Origin of the sequence: Microbacterium sp. SORGH_AS_0969 (genome assembly GCF_030818255.1) — a bacterium.
Classification (GTDB): Bacteria; Actinomycetota; Actinomycetes; order Actinomycetales; family Microbacteriaceae; genus Microbacterium.
Window position 1 is genome coordinate 837,218 of record NZ_JAUTAG010000001.1, and the last position, 17,217, is coordinate 854,434.

Genomic DNA, 17,217 nt, shown 5'->3' on the forward strand with positions numbered 1-17,217 from the left:
AGTACAACTACAAACAGTAGTGACGATCAGCGTGAAAAACCATGACAATTCGGGCTTGCGCGACCATTGCAACCCTCATAGCCTCGCTGATACATCCCCCCGGCGTAGCATTACTACCGATTCAGTGATGAGTCACCGCGACGCCTCCCATCACCGGCGATAGGAGAACCCATGAGACGACGGCGCACAGCCCTCGCCTTGACCGCGACGACGAGCGTCGCGGCCGCCCTGCTCGTTCCCGCGACCGCAGCCTCCGCGGCCGACGAACAGCGCACCGTCACCGTCCACCTCGACCAGACCGTGCAGGAGGACTACCTCGGCGTCGGCGTCAACGTCATCCCGTGGAGCCTCCTCGAGGGCACCACGAAGTACGGCTACGACGACGCCGACTGGGAGGTCGACGTCGAGCGCATCCACACCCTGCAGCCCAAGGTCGCCCGCATCTGGTTCCAGATCGACTGGATGGAGCTCGAGAAGGGCCAGTACGACTTCGAGAGCCCCGAGATGCTCGCGTTCTACCGCTACCTCGACGCGTTCAAGGACGCGGGCACCGAGGTCGAGCTGAACTTCGGATGGAAGGTCGGCGCGCGCGTCCACGACTGGTTCACCATCCCCGGAGCCCCCGACCCCTACATCTCGGCCCCGGCCGACCTGCCGGCCTACGGCGCCTCGGCATCCGCTTTGCTGCAGAACCTCTTCGACCGCGGCTACGACAACGTCGATCACCTCACGTTCTACAACGAGCCCAACGGCAGCTGGGACTTCTGGGCCCCGGGCGACGAGAAGGCGTACTACGCCGACATGGCTCGCGCGGTGAGCGACCGGCTCGCCGCCGACGGACTGCGCGACGACGTGCAGATCTGGGGCCCCGAAGAGGTCAACGCGGTGGCCTGGACGCAGTACATGGCCGAGAACGCCGGCGACGTCTTCGACCAGTACTCGTTCCACCTGTACGGCGAGTCGTACGACGCGATGGGGGATGCCATCGCCCAGCGCCGCGCCGTCATCGGCGATGCTCCGCTCAACCTCTCCGAGATGGGCTGGACCAACCCGGGCACCAGCGTCTGGGAAACCGGCTACGCGAACTACATCATCCGCAGCGCCAACGACGGCGTGCACTCCAACCTCATCTGGCAGCTCAACGGCGTCATGACGGGCGACCCCGCGGGCGACACGAACGGCTCCTACAACCTGTGGGACTCGCTCATCCTCGGTCTCGAGCCCACGGCCGCGTTCTCGGAGGCGGGCCCCCTCATGCGGTACGTGCCCGCGCACAGCACGGTGCTCGGCACGGAGGTGTCGGATGCCGATGTGCGCGCGACCGCGTTCCGCGCACCGGACGGCGAGCTCACCGTCCTCGTCGAGACGCAGTCGGGCTCGCCGAAGGACGTGCGCGTGCAGTTCGACGGCGGCGACGCGACCGCGGACTTCACCCGCATCGCCTACACGGATTCGATCGCGCAGCCCGGCGAGAACGCCCTGTTGCCGGCTTCGAGCGGAACCCTGACCCCGGATGCCAACGCCTTCACCGACTCGGAGATCGGCGACGAGCACACCTACGCCATCTACACGACGGCCCCCGCGGCCACGCAGGTCGAGATGACCCCCGTGCGCACCTCGGTCGCCGGCGGTACGCAGGTGCAGCTCGGGGCGAACGTCATCGACGGCACCGGCACGCCGACCTGGTCGGTGGTCGGAGACGACAACGGCACCATCGACGCGAACGGTCTGTTCACGGCCCCGTCCGTGACCACCGAGCGCACCGTCGCCGTGCGGGCCACGCTTCCCGACGGGGAGTACGGCGTCGCGCAGGTCGAGGTCACCCCGGCCAGTACGGCCGGTGTCACCGACGCTCCGGTGTTCAGTCTTGAGCGAGGCGTCTACGACTCGATCGAGGCCGTGACGATCACGAGCGCCACCCCCGACGCGCAGATCTTCTACACGACGGACGGCAGCGAGCCCGCGGCATCCTCCACCCCGTACACCGGGCAGATCTTCCTCGAGCCACTCAAGACGACCTACCTGCGCGCCGTCGCGGTGGCACCCGGGGCGGACGCATCGGGAGTCACGTCACGCCTGTACAAGGTGAGGGACGTGCAGAACGCGCCCGACGGGTACACCTTCTGCCAGTACGCGGACGGCGGCGAGTGCGCCTTCGACGGGGAGGCGAACGTCGCGTTCGGGTCGGACGGGCTCTTGGTCTTCGGCACGTTCACCGACGGCGTGGACTGCGCGGTCGCCTCCTTCGGCTCGAACCCGAACCCGGGCGGCGACAACCGCTGCTTCGTCAACCCGGACGTGTCGGAGGAGCCGCCGCTGGTGAGCATCCTCAACGCCGGGTTCGAGCGCCCCGCGACCGGCGGGACGGCGAACGGTCCGATGGTGAACGGCTGGACCTTCAGCGCTCGCGCCGGCATCCAGCACAACAACAGCGTGTTCGTTCCCGCCTCGCCCGCCCCGCAGGGCGAGCGGACGGCGTACTTGAAGAGCGACTCGGGGCTGGCCAGCCGCATCGACCAGACCGTGGTCTTCCCAGCCGGCACCTACGCGATCACGTTCGCCGCGGCGAACCGCGTCGGCTTCGGCGGCCAGCAGGAGTTCGACGTCGAGGTCGACGGGCAGAAGCTCGGTCACTACGTGCCGGTCGGCGGCGAGTACCAGTACTACGAGACGGCGCCCTTCACGGTGACGCAGGGCGAGCACACCATCTCGTTCGTGGCGACCACGACCGAGGGCGACAACACGGGATTCGTCGACGACATCCGCGTGGTCGCTGCCGGCGACGCGGACACCACGGCCCCGACAGTCACGGTGAAGGAGGGCGCGGAGTTCACCCAGGGCGACGCCGACGCCTACGACAAGGTGAGCTTCAAGCTCTACGACGCCGGCAAGATCGACCGCGCGGTCATCAACGGCATGGTGAAGGATCTGACCGACAACACCTGGTCCGACGTCAACTTCGTCGCCCCGGGCGTCTTCGGTGCGGTCTCGGGCGAGAACACGCTCGTGGTGTACGACGTCGCCGGGAACAGCACGACGGTGACGTTCACGCTGCGCTGACGCTCACGCGAGGCCCGTCTCGCCCTTCGGGGCGGGGCGGGCCTCTTCGCGCATGGGCGTCGGGGGTCGCCGCGGTCCGGCTCCGGTCGATCGCGGCGGCCCCGTGTCACGAGAACAGGCGATGCACCCGGAACAGGACGGCATCCTCCTGATCGTCCTGTTCTCGGCGCATCGCCTGTTCTGATGCCGCCCGCGCGGGCGACGAGCGCGCGGGCGGCAGTCCCCCACGGCCGCCGCCCGCGCGCGCTTACTTGGCCGGCTTCTTCTCCGGGACCGGCGCGTTGCCCGAGGCGCGCAGTTCGGCGTAGTACGCCGCGGCCTCGTTCTGGCGATCGTCCTCGACACCCGTCGCGATCGAGGCACGCACGTGCTCGGGGCCGTAGCCGAAGGCATCCACGAGATCCTGCGCGTGCGGCCGGAGGCGCGCACACAGCCGATCGATGTAGCTCGAGACCGCCGCCGCACGCTGGGTCGACAGACGCCCGTTGATGAGGTGCCACGCGAGGTGCTTCTCGATGAGCTGCAGGCCGAACAGATCGCGCAGCCACGTCATCACCTGCAGGGTGCCGCGGTCTTCGATGCGGTTGATCGCGTCGGTGAACGCTTCCCACTGCAGCAACTCGCCATGGGCTCGAGCCGCCTCGATCAGCTCGGCCTGGTTCGCGTTGAACAGCGCCGCCGCGTCCTCGCGGGAGAGCTTGGATGCCGGACGCAGGCGCCCCGCGATGTCGGCGATCATCTGCTGGACGCGACCCGCCAGCAGCTCGTGCTGCTGATCGGCGCGGAGTCCCCGCTCGACCGAGCGCGCCGTGGACCCGAGGTCGGTGACGGCCTGCCCGAGCTGACGCAGCCCCGCTCCGTGAAAGAGCTTGCCCGCGGTCTGCCCGACGGCGAACGCGGCGAGCTGCTTGGCATCCTTGCCCTTGAACTGGCGGGCGTAGTCGGCGAGCAGGCGCTTGCCGACGAGCTGCAGCAGGATGTTGTTGTCGCCCTCGAAGGTCACGAAGATGTCGAGGTCGGCGCGCAGCCCCACGAGACGGTTCTCGAAGAGGAAGCCCTGACCACCGCATGCCTCGCGCGCTTCCTGCAGGGTGTCGAGCGCGTGCCAGGTCGACAGGGGCTTGAGGGCCGCCGCCAGGGTCTCGAGGTCTTCGCGGTCGGCGTCCGTGTCGAGCGCGCCACTGAAGACGCCGTCGAACTTCTGCAGGAACTCGTCGTGCGCGAAGATCTCGGCGTACGTGGTCGCCAGGCGCGGCAGCAGGCGGCGCTGGTGCTTGCCGTAGTCGAGCAGGGTGACCTCGGGCGTGCCGCTTCCCGAATCGAACTGGCGACGCTGGTTGCCGTAGGTGATCGCGATGATGAGGCCGATCGCCGAAGCCCACGCGGCTGCACCGTCGAGCGAGACGCGGCCCTGCACGAGGGTGCCGAGCATCGTGAAGAACCGCCGACCGGGGCTGGCGATGTCGCTCGAGTAGGCGCCGTCGGGGGCGACGTCGCCGTAGCGGTTCAGGAGGTTCGTGCGCGGGATACGCACCTGGTCGAAGTGCAGACGTCCGTTGTCGATGCCGTTCAGACCGCCCTTGAGCCCGTCGTCCTCGCCGCCGATGCCGGGGAGGAAGTTGCCCTCTTCGTCGCGCAGGGGCACGTAGAAGCAGTGCACGCCGTGGTTGACCCCGTTGGTGATGAGCTGGGCGAACACCGTGGCGGCCTTGCCGTGGAGCGCGGCGTTGCCGAGGTAGTCCTTCCAGGCGCCGCGGAAGGGCGTGTGGATGACGAACTCTTCGGTCTGGGGGTCGTACGTGGCCGTCGTGCCGATCGCGGCGACGTCGGAACCGTGCCCGGTCTCAGTCATGGCGAAGGCACCGGGGATCTCGAGGCTCATGATGCCGGGAAGCCACTTCTCGTGGTGCTCGGCGGTGCCGAGCTGCAGCACCGCGGAGCCGAAGAGCCCCCACTGCACGCCCGACTTGATCTGCAGGCTCGGGTCGGCAGCGACCAGCTCCTCGAAGCCGGCGATGTTCGCGCCGTTGTTCTCCTCGCCACCGAAACGCTTCGGGAAGGCGCGGTGCACGGCGTTGTTCTGCACGAGCAGGTGCAACTGGCTCAGGGTGCGCTCGCGGTGCGCGTCCATCCCCAGGCTGTCGTCGCGCCACAGCGCGGGGTCCTTGAGCATCTCGCGCGCCTGGCGGCGGGTGTCGCCCCACGTGCCGAGGAGCAGGTCGGTGACCCGATCGATGTCGATGCGCGCCTCAGCGGCTTCGGCGGCGGAGTGCGGAGCGGACGGGGCACCCCCGACGGGCGTGCGCGTGCTCGTGGCGGGCGTGGTGGGACGGACGGCGGCGTCGGTCATTTCGGCACCTTTCGACGTTGCAAAGGGATGCCACCACGGTAGGAGTCCCACAACGTACCGGCAAACGGTGTGTGCGGTGTCGACAATGCCGCCCGGCGACGGGCGGCGGGGTCGTTGTGGGGGGTCAACATTCCCGTGCAGGGGCTGTGGGCCGGGCGCGGCGCGAACGCCCGGTGGCTTCGACAGGCTCAGCCACCTCCCGTCGGACCACCCCACGACAAGGTCCCTGAGCTCGTCGAAGGGACCGGAAACACCGCGGCACCGCGCGATCGCGCGGTGGCTTCGACAGGCTCAGCCACCTCCCGTCGGACCACCCCACGACAAGGTCCCCGAGCTCGTCGAAGGGACCGGAAACACCGCGGCACCGCGCGATCGCGCGGTGGGCTTCGACAGGCTCAGCCACCTCCCGTCGGACCACCCCACGACAAGGTCCCCGAGCTCGTCGAAGGGACCGGAAACACCGCGGCACCGCGCGATCGCGCGGTGGCTTCGACAGGCTCAGCCACCTCCCGTCGGACCACCCCACGACAAGGTCCCCGAGCTCGTCGAAGGGACCGGAAACACCGCGTCAGTTCGCGGCGACCACCGTCAGGATGCCGTCGCCGTACGCCTCGCGCTTCTTGGCGCCGATGCCGGTGATGCCGTCGAGGTCGCCGATCGACGCGGGGCGCGCAGCGGCGATGGCCCGGAGCGTGGCGTCGCCGAAGACGATGTACGCCGGAACGCCCTGTTCGCGGGCCTTCTCGGCGCGCCACGCGCGCAGGGCCTCGAAGAGGCCGCGGTCGTCGGGGGCCACGTCGTCGGCGCCCGAGGTCCGCGGGCGCGAGGAGCCCCCGCCGCTGCGACCCAGGACGTCGCGGCGGAGCGGCACCGGGGTCTCCCCGCGCAGCACGCCCGCCGACGCCTCGCTCAGCGCGAGGGTGCCGTAGTCGCCCTGTGCGACGATGATTCCCCGGGCGAGCAGCTGACGGATGACACTTCGCCAGTCCTGATCGGAGAGGTCGGCGCCGAGCCCGTAGGTGCTGAGCCGATCGTGCCCCTGCTGGGAGATGCGCTCGGTCTTCGCGCCGCGGAGGATGTCGATCAGGTGCCCCGCTCCGAACGCCTGACCGCGCTCGCGCTGTAGGCGAACGATGGTCGACAGCAGCTTCTGCGCGGCGATCAGACCGTCCCACGTGTCGGGCGGGGTGAGGCACGTGTCGCAGTTGCCGCACGGTTCGGACTTCTGCCCGAAGTAGTCGAGGAGGTTCTGGCGGCGGCATCCGACCGTCTCGCACAGGGCGAGCATGGCGTCGAGGTGCTGGCCGAGTCGCATCTTGTAGGAGCGATCGCCCGGTGACTGGTCGATCATGCGGCGCTGCTGCACCACGTCGCCGAGGCCGTAGGCCATCCACACGACCGAGGGGTCGCCGTCGCGGCCGGCGCGGCCGGTCTCTTGGTAGTAGCCCTCGACCGACTTGGGCAGGTCGATGTGGGCGACGAAGCGCACGTCGGGCTTGTCGATGCCCATGCCGAACGCGATCGTGGCGACCATGATCACCCCGTCTTCGCGCACGAACCGGGACTGGTTCGCGGCGCGCACGGAGGCGTCGAGACCCGCGTGATACGGCAGGGCGTCGAGCCCCTGCGTCGAGAGATAGGTCGCCGTCTGCTCGACGCTCTTGCGGCTCAGTGCGTAGACGATGCCCGCAGAGCCCTCGGGCTGACTCTTGATGAACTGCACGAGCTGGCGCCGGGGATCGACCTTGGCGTCGATGCGGTACTGGATGTTGGGCCGATCGAAGCTCGCGACGAAGCCGCGGGCGTCGCGCAGCCGCAGCCGTTCGACGATCTCTTGCGCGGTGGCCGGGGTCGCCGTGGCCGTGAGCGCCATGCGCGGCACCCCGGGGAAGCGGTCGGCCAGATCGCCGAGCGCGAGGTAGTCGGGACGGAAGTCGTGACCCCACTGCGACACGCAGTGCGCTTCGTCGATCGCGATCACGCTCAGACGACCGCGCGAGAGCAACCCGAGCGTCTGAGCGCCGTTCAGTCGCTCGGGGGCGACGTAGAGCAGGTCGAGCTCGCCCGCGAGGTACGCCTGCTCGACCGCCTGGCGCTCGGCCGGGGCCTGCGTCGAGTTGAGGTACCCCGCGCGCACGCCGTTGGCGATGAGCGCTTCGACCTGGTCGTGCATGAGCGCGATCAGGGGGCTGACGACGAGTCCGGTGCCCGGCCGCACGAGCGCGGGCACCTGGTACGTGACGCTCTTGCCTCCGCCGGTGGGCATGAGCACGACAGCGTCTCCCCCGTCGACGACGTGCTGCACGATGTCGGCCTGGTCGCCGCGGAAGGCGTCGTACCCGTAGACCTCGTGAAGGACCTCGCGCGGGTCGCGACCGGTGAAGTCGCGCACCGCCGGGAGTTCGCGCGCGGTGCCGGTCGCGGCCGCGGCGCGCGCGAAGGCGGAGGTGGGGTCGACGGGCGGCGGCGGAGCATCGAGATCGTCGGGCGGGGCGAAGAGATCGGGGTCCCAGTCGACGTCGGCGTACGGGTCGTCGTACCCGCCGAACGGCTCGGGCGGCGCGTCGGCGTAGGGCTCGGGGGCGGCGCCGGAAGAAGTCACCCGTCCACGGTAACCCGGGGCACCGACACCCGCGCGGGCCCGTCCGGGTATCTGTGGAGGGAGCCTCAGGAATCCGGGGTGTGCAGACGTGCCAGGTAGCGTTCGACGCGGAACGGAACCCCCGCGCGATCGCTCAGCGACACCGCCACGATCACGGCGGTGGTCAACGGGATCGTCCAGGCCGCAGGCTGAGCGAGGACGGCGCCCCAGCCCTCGGCATCCGGGATCATCCCTCCGGCCACGAACGCCGCGCCGCACGCGACCGCGCCCACCACCATGCCCGCGACCGCGCCCCGCGCCGTCAGACGCGGCCACCAGACCCCGAGAAGGAGAACGGGCGAGAGCGTGGATGCCGCGAACACGAACACCGCGCCGACGCTCGACACGAGACCCTCGGGTTCGGTCAGCAACGCGACCGCGAGGGGCACCACCGTGCACAGCACCGCCGACAGACGGAACGAACGGACGCTGCCGCCGAACACGTCCTGGCTGACGACGCCCGCGAGCGAGACGACCAGACCCGACGAGGTCGCGAGGAAGGCGGCGAAGGCTCCCGCGACGATGAGCGCCGTGAGCAGCTCGCCCACCACGCCGGGGAGGAGGCGCGAAGGCAGCGCGAGGACGACCGTGTCGGCGAGACCGCGCACCGCCAGATCGGGTGCCACCACCCGCGCGATGAGTCCCATCGTCGACGACACGGCGTAGAACGCGCCGATGAGCACGATGACGACGACGGTCGTGCGTCGGGCCGACCCGCCGTTCGGGCTCGTGTAGAAGCGCACGAGCACGTGCGGGAGCCCGATCGTCCCGAGCAGGAGGGCGAGCAGCAGCGACACCGTCGCGTAGGTGTCGACGGCGCCGGGCCCGTAGTCGGCGGGGAAGATCGCGGCGGGGTCGAGGTCGCGCCCGCCCTGCGACAGCACGACGAGGAGGAAGACCGCGGGCACGAGCAGCGCGGTGAGCTTGAGCCAGTACTGGAACGCCTGCACGGCGGTGATCGCTCGCATGCCTCCCGCGGCGACGATCCCGGCGACGAGGGTGGCCACCACCACGGCACCGGTCCACCGGGGCACGTCGGCCACGACGCCGAGGGCGAGGCTCGCCCCGTGCAGCTGCGGCACGATGTACAACCAGCCGATCATCAGCACGACGACACTCGTGATCCGCCGGGCCGCGCGCGACTCGAGCCGCGCCTCGACGAAGTCGGGGATCGTGTACGCGCCGCTGCGCCGGAGCGGCGCGGCGACGAAGAGGAGGACGAGCAGATATCCGGCCGCGTACCCGATCGGGAACCAGAACCCCTCGGAGCCCGAGAGCAGCACGAGGCCCGCGAGCCCCAGGAACGTCCCGGCCGAGAGATACTCGCCGCTGATCGCCGAGGCGTTCCACACGCTCCCGACGCTGTGCGAGGCGACGAAGAAGTCACCCGTCGTGCGCGACAGGCGCACGCCCGAGAAGCCCAGCACCGCGGTGACGGCGATCAGCAGCCCCACCGCGGCGAGATCGAACACCGGGTTCACGCGTCGGATCCGGGGTCGGCGAGGTGGCGATAGCGCCGTTCGTTGCGCGCCGCCGCGCGCACGAAGATGAGCGCGAAGACGAGGATCAGCGGATAGAAGCCGTACGCCTGCGCGAGCCACGACAGCGGCACGCCGAACAGCACCGGGTCACCCAGCGCGGGAAGCGCTGCGATCGCGACCGCGAATGCCCCCGCGACGACGAGGAACGCGGCGACGCAGCCGATCGCGAGACGGAGCTGCGCCCGCACGAGCCCGCGCGAGAACACGTCGTCGGCCTCGTCAGGGGCGTGTCCCGGCAGCGCGAAGCCGCGCGTCGCCGGGCGCGGCATCCGAGCGGATCCGGATGCCGTGACCCGGACGCGAGGACGGCGCGGCGTCTCTTCGGTCATGGCCTCCCATCGTGGCATCCGGGGCGGTCGGCGTCGACGCGCGTCCTCCCGTTCTCACACCTCGCGGGACAGCGGGACCGGGGGCGTCGCGGCGGCGGGGTCGAGGTCGACGCGACGGGCGCGGCATCCGGTGCACTGCACGTAGCGCACGCGCCCCTCACTCGTCGCGTGCACCGATTCGGTGACCCACGCGTGTTCGTGGACGGATGCCGTGACGGGAAGCGAGAGGGTGTCGGGGGCGCTCATGGAGCCAGCGTGCTGTAATGCCCTTATGCATCTCAACCCTTACGGCGAGTACGCGGTCCTGCTCGCCGCGTCGCTCGCGAACGACTGGCCCGCCGACCGCGACGGCGTGGAGCAGAGGGCGAGGGATCTGGGCATGTCGATGGAGTTCCCCGTCGGCACCGACGATCACGAGCGCACGCGCGAGGTCATCGACGCGTGGTTGCGGGTCGTCGATGAGCCCGATGAGGACGCCCGCGCCGCTCTACTCAACGCCCAGATGGCCGAGGTCACGGCCTACCCCCGGCTCACCAACCACAACGGCGAAGGCTGGCACCTGCACTACCGCGACGAGAACGACGCGCTCCCGCGCGTGCTCGCCGCGGTCATCTCGGTCGGCACCGCGCTGCACCTCGTCACCCGCGGTCAGGACCGCCTCGGCCGCTGCGAGGCGGAGCCGTGCGTCAACGTCGTCGTCGACGTCACGCGCAACGGACGCCAGCGGTACTGCTCGGTGCGCTGCGCGAACCGCGCGGCCGTACGGCGGCATCGCGCGCGTGCGTGATGCCGGCGCACGCGAGAGCATGTCCCACTTTTTGCCGCCTGAGACCGTCCCCCGCAGCACATTTCGGGACATACTCCGCGAAAAGTGGGACATGCTCTCGCCGGGCGCCTCAGCGCAACAGAGCGTCGCGCACCGACGGGACGAGCCGCCGACTGACCGGGAGCTCGATCTCGGCCAGGACCACCGACGGCGCCGCACCCGACAGGCGCACCTCGACGATGGCATCCCGGTGCACGAGGTACGACCGGTGCACGCGGACGAAGCCGGCGTGCGCCCAGCGATCGGCGAGATCGGACAGCGGCAGGCGCACCAGGTGGTCGCAGGTCGGGGTGTAGAGGCGCGAGTAGTCGCCACTGGCCTGGACCCAGCGGATCTCGGCACGACGAACCAGGCGCGTCGTCGACCCGATACTGACCGCGATCGTCTCGTCGTCGTCTGCGTTGGCGTCCGCGCGCGCCGCGAGGGCGCGCCCGAGCGATCGGTAGAGACGTTCGACACGGACGGGTTTCAGCACGAAGTCGACGGCCTCGACGTCGAACGCCTCGACGGCCCCGGCATCGTCGGCGGTGACGAAGACGATCGCGGGGCGCTCGCGCAGGCGCGCCAGACCGCGGGCGAGGTCGAACCCCGAGAGCCCTGGCATGTGGATGTCGAGGAACGCCACCGCGACGTCGAACCTGTCGAGGATGCGCAGCGCCTCGGCCCCGCTCGCCGCCGCGTGCACCTCGGCCACGCGCGGGTCGGCCGAGAGCAGCGCGACCAGTTCGGCGCGCGCCGGCGCCTCGTCGTCGGCGACCAGGACCGCGACGCTCACGGCAGCGCCGTCTCGTGTCGCGGCTGCGACTTCGGCACCCGCAGGCGCACGGCCGTTCCCGAGCCGACGTTCGTCTCGACCACGAGACCGCCGGCGGGTCCGTAGAGCTGGCGCAGTCGCGCATCGACGTTGCGCAGCCCCACGTGGGTCGACGTCGCATCGAGGTCGAGCAGGGTCGCGAGCTCCTCGGGGTCCATGCCGACCCCGTCGTCGTCGACCACGACCTCGGTGTGCGTGCCGTCGTCGATCGAGGTCACCGTGATGACCCCGCCGCGCTCCCCCGGTTCGAGGCCGTGCCGCACGGCGTTCTCGACGAGGGGCTGGACGGACAGGAACGGGATCACCGTCGCGAGGGTCTCGGGAGCGATCCGCAGGCGCACCGACAGCCGGTCGCCGAACCGGGCGCGTTCGAGCTCGAGGTACGAGTGGATGCTGCGCAGCTCTTCGGCGAGCGTCGTGAACTCCCCCTGACGGCGGAACGAGTACCGGGTGAAGTCGGCGAACTCGAGCACGAGGTCGCGGGCGCGCGGCGGATCGGTCGAGATGAACGAGGCGATCGCCGTGAGCGCGTTGTAGATGAAGTGCGGACTGATCTGCGCCCGCAGGGCGCGCAGCTCCGCCTCGGCGAGCGCGGCACGAGAGGCGTCGAGACCCGCCAGCTCGAGCTGCGCCGCGCACCACTCGGCGACGTCGCCCGTCGCGCGCACGAGCGGTCCGCGCACGGGCGACGCGAAGGCGATCACCGCTCCCCAGACGCGCCCGTCGACGACGATCGGCGCCCCCACGGCATCGCCGTCGCTCTCGGTGAACACCTGTCGGCGTCCGGTCTCGCGCACGCGCGCAGCGATGCGGCGCGCCGACGCCGTCAGCGTCTCAGGGCCGTCCAGCGCGACCCGATCCGCGGTCGCGTCGACGATCGCCACCGCGTCGGCGGCGAGGAGCGTCCTCAGATGCTTGGCCGCGCGGGCGGCATCCGGTTCTTCCCGTCCCCCGCGGAGGGCGGATGCCGCTGCGGCGGCGAGGTGCAGGGTTCGGTGCGTCGCCCGCTCGGCGTCGCTCCCCAGGTCGCGCGGCGCGAGCGCGAAGCGGCGCGCGAAGACGAGCGCGAGGGTCAGCGCCGCACCGACGACGACCCCCGCAGCCCCGGCGAGCAGCGGTGCGTCGAGCATGGTCGCAGCCTAGTCAGCAGCAGCGCGCGCCGGGATTGGCATCCTGATCCGCCGCCCGCTGCCGCCAGAACTGCCGTTCGGTCAAAGGCGACTCGCCCGGGTGGTGCACCCGGTGGTGCGCGACGTACACGTCATAGGCGCGGTCGCCCATGAGCGTCGTCACGTACCACCGGATGCCACGCGCGAGCCGCGCGAGGCGCGCCCCCACGCGGGCGAGGGCCGAACCGGATTCCGCGCGCACCAGAGCCATGACGACCTCAGTGGTGCGCCGACGCGGTCGGACGGTCGGGGTGGTCGGCCGGCAGGGCTTCCCACTCCTTCTCGATCTCGCGCTCGGGCTTCGTGGCGAGGAAGCCGGCGGGGGCGAAGCGACGGGATGCCACGGGGGCGTCCTCGAGGTCGGCACCGCCGCCGTTCCGCAGGGCCTTGATCGTCACGATGACGGCCATGACGATCACGACGATCGCGAGCGTGACGAAGATCACCGACAGCACGCCCTGCACGAACGTGTTGCGCACGACCGCTTCCATCGCCGCGACCGTCTTCGCGGTGCCGAACTCGGTCTTGCCCGCGGCCAGCGCGTCGCGGAACGCGAAGTGGTTCGCCCAGTACCCCACCGCCGGAACCGGCGAGAAGATCTTGTACATCGACGCCGTGATCGTGACGACCGCGGCGAAAGCCAGGGGCAGGGCGACGATCCACAGCCAGCGGAAGTAAGACCGGCCGCGCTTCGCGACGATCGCGAGCACCACGGCGAGCGCGATCGCCGCGAGCAGCTGGTTGGCGATGCCGAACAGCGGGAAGAACGTGTTGATGCCGCCGAGCGGATCGGTGACACCGAGGATCAGGATCGATCCCCATCCCGCGACCATGACCGCCGTGCAGATCCAGACGCCGGGGCGCCACGACAGATCCTTGAACTTCGGGAGGACGGTGCCGATCGAGTCCTGGAGCATGAAGCGGGCGACGCGGGTTCCGGCATCCACCGCCGTGAGGATGAACAGGGCCTCGAACATGATGGCGAAGTGGTACCAGAACGCCATCATCGCCTGACCGCCGAGGGCCTGCTGCATGATGTGCGCGAGGCCGAGCGCGAGGGTCGGGGCGCCGCCGGTGCGCGAGACGATCGAGGTCTCACCGACGGCCGCGGCCGTGGTCGTGAGCATGTCGGGCGTCAGATTGACGCCCGCGAGCCCCAGCCCGTTCACGAACGCGACGGCACCTTCGACCGTGCCCAGGGTGGCCGCCGGCGAGGCGTTCATCGCGAAGTAGATGCCGCGGTCGATCGAGAGGGCGGCGACGAGCGCCATGATCGCGACGAACGACTCCATGAGCATGCCGCCGTAGCCGATGAAGCGCGTCTGACGCTCCTTCTCGACGAGCTTGGGCGTCGTTCCCGAGGCGATGAGCGCGTGGAATCCACTCAACGCGCCGCACGCGATCGTGACGAAGAGGAACGGGAAGATGGGGCCGCTGAACACCGGTCCAGTCTGTCCGCCGGCGAACTCGCTGAACGCGGGCACCGAGATCTCGGGGCGCACGAGCACGATCGCCCCCGCCAGCATCACGATGACGCCGACCTTCATGAAGGTCGAGAGGTAGTCACGGGGAGCGAGGAGCAGCCACACCGGCAGCACCGCCGCGACGAAGCCGTAGATGATGATGCCCCAGGCGATGACGGAGCGGTCAAGGTGGAAGGCGGCGTATCCCCACTCGGTCGAGGCGACCCAGCCGCCGGCGATGATCGCCCCGATCAGCAGGACGAAACCGATGATCGAGATCTCGGTGATGCGACCCGGGCGGATGTAACGCAGGTAGAGACCCATGAACAGCGCGATCGGGATCGTCATCGAGACGCTGAAGACGCCCCACGGGCTCTCGCCGAGCGCGTTGACGACGACGAGCGCGAGGATCGCGACGATGATCAGCATGATCAGCAAGCTCGCGAGGATCGCGGCGGTGCCGCCGATCTTGCCCAGCTCGTCTCGCGCCATCTGCCCGATCGTGCGGCCGCCCCGGCGCATCGAGAAGAAGAGGACGAGGTAGTCCTGCACCGCGCCGGCGAGGATCACGCCGACGATGATCCAGATCGTGCCGGGGAGGTAGCCCATCTGCGCGGCGAGCACGGGCCCGACCAGGGGACCGGCGCCGGCGATCGCGGCGAAGTGGTGGCCGTAGAGCACACGGCGATCGGTGGGGACGTAGTCCTTGCCGTCCTGCTTGCGCTCGGCGGGGGTCGCTCGACGGTCGTCCGGGCGCGTGATGTAGCGCTCGATCACCTTCGAGTAGAAGCGATAGCCGATGAGGTACGTGCAGACGGCGGCGAACACGAACCAGATCGCGTTCACCGTCTCTCCGCGCACGATCGCGAGCATCGTCCAAGCGAGGCCGCCCAGCAGCGCGATGCCGACCCACAGCGCGATCTTCGCGGGGGTCCATCTGCTCCGGAGCTTGTCGGGAGGGACGGCGACCGGGGGAAGGGTCGGGTCGGTGACGACATCGTCGTCGACGGAAGCGCTCATGTTGTCTCCTGCTCGCGGCGTTGCGGACTCGCATAGTGAACCGGATGCCGCGCGCCCGAGGCCGTGGCATCCGCCGATCGTGCGGTGAGCGGCGTGAACGGTGCGGTGAGCGGCAGGGCGGGGTTCTCACCCTGCGACTGTCCGGGCTCGCTGGAGGGACCGGAGGCTTCGACAAGCTCAGCCACCTCCGCCCCACCCAGCCACGCGAGGTCCCTGAGCCTGTCGAAGGGACCGGGGGCTTCGACAAGCTCAGCCACCTCCGCCCCACCCAGCCACGCGAGGTCCCTGAGCCTGTCGAAGGGACCGGGGGCTTCGACACGCTCAGCCACCTCCGCCACACCCCGCCACCCGAGGTCCCTGAGCCTGTCGAAGGGACCGGAGGCTTCGACACGCTCAGCCACCTCCGCCACACCCAGCCGCGCGAGGTCCCTGAGCCTGTCGAAGGGACCGGAACCGACCTCGACGTTTGCCGAGGGGGTGCGGAACACGGCGAGGCCCCCGTACGTTGCTGGAGAGACCGACGACAGGAGGCGCCATGACCGACGCACTGACCGTGACCCGCAACGACGACACCCACCGCTACGAGATCCACGTGGGCGAGGAGCTGGGCGGGTTCCTCGAGTTCCGTCCCGCGGGCGAGGGCCGCGTCGTCCTTCCGCACACCGAGGTCGATTCCGCGTTCAAGGGACGCGGCCTCGGCTCGACGCTCGCAAGCGAAGCCTTGGGCGATCTCGCCCGCCGCGGCGACAGCGTCATCCCCTCGTGCCCGTTCGTGGCGCACTACCTCCGCGAGCACGACGTTCCCGGCCTCATCATCGAGTGGCCGCACGACACCGACGCGGCCGATTCGGCCGACCCCAGCGAACCGGCATGACCCGACTCGACGTCGCGCCAGAGGCATCCGAAGGCCCCGTCGAGTGCGACGGGCCTCGCGCCCTCATGATCGAGGCGCGCGAGGTTCCGCTGGGCGGCGTGCGCGCCATGGAGGTGCACCGCACGCTCCCGCACCGCGCGTTGCCGATGGTCGGCGCCTGGTGCTTCCTCGACCGATTCGGTCCGCAGGAGACACTCATGCGCGTCGAGCCGCACCCGCACATCGGCCTGCAGACCGTAACCTGGCCGATCATCGGCGAGGTGCGTCATCGGGATGCCGTGGGCAGCGACGTCGTGGTGCGCCCGGGTGCGCTCAACCTCATGACCAGCGGTGAGGGCATCGCACACTCGGAGTACTCGGTGGGCGACGAGGCGATCCCGCTGGACGCCCTGCAGCTGTGGGTCGCGCTCCCCGAGTCGCGCCGTCACGGAGCTCCTGCTTTCGAGCGGCACGAGGATCTCCCCGTCCTCGATCTCGGCGACGGCGCGGACGCGGTCGTCGTCATGGGCGAGCTGGGCACGGTGACCTCCCCCGCGACCGTGCACACGCCGATCGTCGGCGCTGAACTGCGCCTCCCGGCCGGCGTGAGAGTGCGCATCCCTCTCCGACCCGACTGGGAGCATGGACTCTACGGAATGATCGGCATCGCGGATGTCGAGACGGGAATGGATGCCGTCGACGCCGACGCCGCACGGCGCTCTTCCCCCTCGGCGAGGGACGACGGCACGGCATCCGTCGACGGATCCCGCCTGCTCTACCTCGGCACGGGACGGGACCACGTCGACGTCGTCAGCGCGGACGGCGCTCGGGTCTTCCTGCTCGGCGGCGAGCCGTTCGAGGCGGACATCGTCATGTGGTGGAACTTCGTCGGTCGTTCGCACGACGAGATCGTCGAGGCGCGCGAAGCCTGGGAGGCGCGTGCCCCGCGCTTCGGGCAGGTCGTCGACCACGGCCCCGAGCGCATCCCCGCTCCGCCGCTCCCGGCGGTGCGCCTGACGCCGCGTCGGCGGCGCTGACCCGCCCGCCCGAGCCACCCTCGGCGCCCCGCGCCACCGCCCCGCCCAGCGGTGCGCACGCCTGTCGAGTGTCCAAGAAACCCGGGAATCGGGCGCGTCCTTTCCGGGTTTCTT

General features: G+C 70.3%; 14 protein-coding genes. 4 read left to right on the plus strand and 10 right to left on the minus strand.

The features are described 5' to 3' along the window. Positions 1 to 171 precede the first annotated feature (171 nt). Positions 172 to 3,060: a chitobiase/beta-hexosaminidase C-terminal domain-containing protein gene (locus QE388_RS03835; protein ID WP_307383057.1), complete on the plus strand. Its 2,889-nt coding sequence runs from the start codon at positions 172 to 174 to the stop codon at positions 3,058 to 3,060. A gap of 247 nt (positions 3,061 to 3,307) precedes the next feature. On the opposite strand, the gene QE388_RS03840 is transcribed toward QE388_RS03835, so the two are convergent. The 5 genes from QE388_RS03840 to QE388_RS03860 all read right to left on the minus strand — a co-directional run bounded on the left by QE388_RS03840 (position 3,308) and on the right by QE388_RS03860 (position 10,167). After that, entirely contained in the window at positions 3,308 to 5,410 is a 2,103-nt protein-coding gene (locus QE388_RS03840) for an acyl-CoA dehydrogenase (protein WP_307383059.1), read from the minus strand. A gap of 568 nt (positions 5,411 to 5,978) precedes the next feature. Continuing rightward, complete coding sequence (gene recQ, locus QE388_RS03845; protein WP_307383061.1) at positions 5,979 to 8,012, minus strand: DNA helicase RecQ; 2,034 nt, start codon at positions 8,010 to 8,012, stop codon at positions 5,979 to 5,981. A 65-nt stretch (positions 8,013 to 8,077) separates the two neighbouring features. Then, a complete protein-coding gene (locus QE388_RS03850) occupies positions 8,078 to 9,532 on the minus strand; it encodes a cation acetate symporter (protein WP_307383063.1) in 1,455 nt (484 codons plus the stop codon). Beyond that, positions 9,529 to 9,921 carry a heavy metal transporter gene (locus QE388_RS03855; protein WP_307383065.1) on the minus strand — a complete coding sequence of 131 codons (393 nt, stop codon included), beginning with the start codon at positions 9,919 to 9,921 and terminating at the stop codon, positions 9,529 to 9,531. The genes QE388_RS03850 and QE388_RS03855 overlap by 4 nt, the downstream gene beginning before the upstream one ends. A gap of 54 nt (positions 9,922 to 9,975) precedes the next feature. Beyond that, positions 9,976 to 10,167 carry a hypothetical protein gene (locus QE388_RS03860; RefSeq protein WP_307383067.1) on the minus strand — a complete coding sequence of 64 codons (192 nt, stop codon included), beginning with the start codon at positions 10,165 to 10,167 and terminating at the stop codon, positions 9,976 to 9,978. A gap of 25 nt (positions 10,168 to 10,192) precedes the next feature. Between QE388_RS03860 and QE388_RS03865 the strand changes: the two genes are divergently transcribed. Continuing rightward, positions 10,193 to 10,708: a CGNR zinc finger domain-containing protein gene (locus QE388_RS03865; protein ID WP_307383069.1), complete on the plus strand. Its 516-nt coding sequence runs from the start codon at positions 10,193 to 10,195 to the stop codon at positions 10,706 to 10,708. A gap of 109 nt (positions 10,709 to 10,817) precedes the next feature. Here QE388_RS03865 and QE388_RS03870 read toward each other — a convergent pair whose 3' ends face one another. The 5 genes from QE388_RS03870 to QE388_RS03890 are packed head-to-tail and all read right to left on the minus strand — an operon-like array spanning position 10,818 to position 15,701. Next, entirely contained in the window at positions 10,818 to 11,522 is a 705-nt protein-coding gene (locus QE388_RS03870) for a LytTR family DNA-binding domain-containing protein (protein WP_307383071.1), read from the minus strand. Next, the gene (locus QE388_RS03875) at positions 11,519 to 12,691 is read right to left on the minus strand and encodes a sensor histidine kinase (protein ID WP_307383073.1); all 1,173 of its coding nucleotides are present in this window, start codon (positions 12,689 to 12,691) and stop codon (positions 11,519 to 11,521) included. Before QE388_RS03875 ends, QE388_RS03870 begins: the two co-directional genes overlap by 4 nt. Before the next feature lie 13 nt (positions 12,692 to 12,704). Then, on the minus strand, positions 12,705 to 12,941 hold the full coding sequence (locus QE388_RS03880) for a YbdD/YjiX family protein (protein WP_275800565.1): 237 nt from the start codon (positions 12,939 to 12,941) through the stop codon (positions 12,705 to 12,707). Positions 12,942 to 12,948: 7 nt separating this feature from the next. Next, entirely contained in the window at positions 12,949 to 15,213 is a 2,265-nt protein-coding gene (locus QE388_RS03885) for a carbon starvation CstA family protein (protein ID WP_307383076.1), read from the minus strand. After that, entirely contained in the window at positions 15,210 to 15,701 is a 492-nt protein-coding gene (locus QE388_RS03890; protein WP_307383079.1) for a hypothetical protein, read from the minus strand. The genes QE388_RS03885 and QE388_RS03890 overlap by 4 nt, the downstream gene beginning before the upstream one ends. A gap of 47 nt (positions 15,702 to 15,748) precedes the next feature. Here QE388_RS03890 and QE388_RS03895 point away from each other — a divergent pair, with 47 nt between their 5' ends. Both QE388_RS03895 and QE388_RS03900 read left to right on the plus strand, forming a co-directional pair. Beyond that, a complete protein-coding gene (locus QE388_RS03895) occupies positions 15,749 to 16,087 on the plus strand; it encodes a GNAT family N-acetyltransferase (RefSeq protein ID WP_307383081.1) in 339 nt (112 codons plus the stop codon). After that, positions 16,084 to 17,103 (plus strand): pirin family protein, encoded by a 1,020-nt coding sequence (locus QE388_RS03900; protein WP_307383083.1) that lies wholly within the window; start codon positions 16,084 to 16,086, stop codon positions 17,101 to 17,103. The genes QE388_RS03895 and QE388_RS03900 overlap by 4 nt, the downstream gene beginning before the upstream one ends. Positions 17,104 to 17,217: the final 114 nt, after the last annotated feature.

What these genes read in the sequence shown, in the direction of transcription:
- QE388_RS03865 (WP_307383069.1), top strand. Translation starts at nt 10,193, where the DNA reads ATGCATCTCAACCCTTACGGCGAGTACGCGGTCCTGCTCGCCGCGTCG.
- QE388_RS03900 (WP_307383083.1), top strand. Translation starts at nt 16,084, where the DNA reads ATGACCCGACTCGACGTCGCGCCAGAGGCATCCGAAGGCCCCGTCGAG.
- QE388_RS03840 (WP_307383059.1), bottom strand. Translation starts at nt 5,410, where the DNA reads ATGACCGACGCCGCCGTCCGTCCCACCACGCCCGCCACGAGCACGCGC.
- QE388_RS03860 (WP_307383067.1), bottom strand. Translation starts at nt 10,167, where the DNA reads ATGAGCGCCCCCGACACCCTCTCGCTTCCCGTCACGGCATCCGTCCAC.
- QE388_RS03855 (WP_307383065.1), bottom strand. Translation starts at nt 9,921, where the DNA reads ATGACCGAAGAGACGCCGCGCCGTCCTCGCGTCCGGGTCACGGCATCC.
- QE388_RS03895 (WP_307383081.1), top strand. Translation starts at nt 15,749, where the DNA reads ATGACCGACGCACTGACCGTGACCCGCAACGACGACACCCACCGCTAC.
- QE388_RS03875 (WP_307383073.1), bottom strand. Translation starts at nt 12,691, where the DNA reads ATGCTCGACGCACCGCTGCTCGCCGGGGCTGCGGGGGTCGTCGTCGGT.
- QE388_RS03835 (WP_307383057.1), top strand. Translation starts at nt 172, where the DNA reads ATGAGACGACGGCGCACAGCCCTCGCCTTGACCGCGACGACGAGCGTC.
- QE388_RS03880 (WP_275800565.1), bottom strand. Translation starts at nt 12,941, where the DNA reads ATGGCTCTGGTGCGCGCGGAATCCGGTTCGGCCCTCGCCCGCGTGGGG.
- QE388_RS03885 (WP_307383076.1), bottom strand. Translation starts at nt 15,213, where the DNA reads ATGAGCGCTTCCGTCGACGACGATGTCGTCACCGACCCGACCCTTCCC.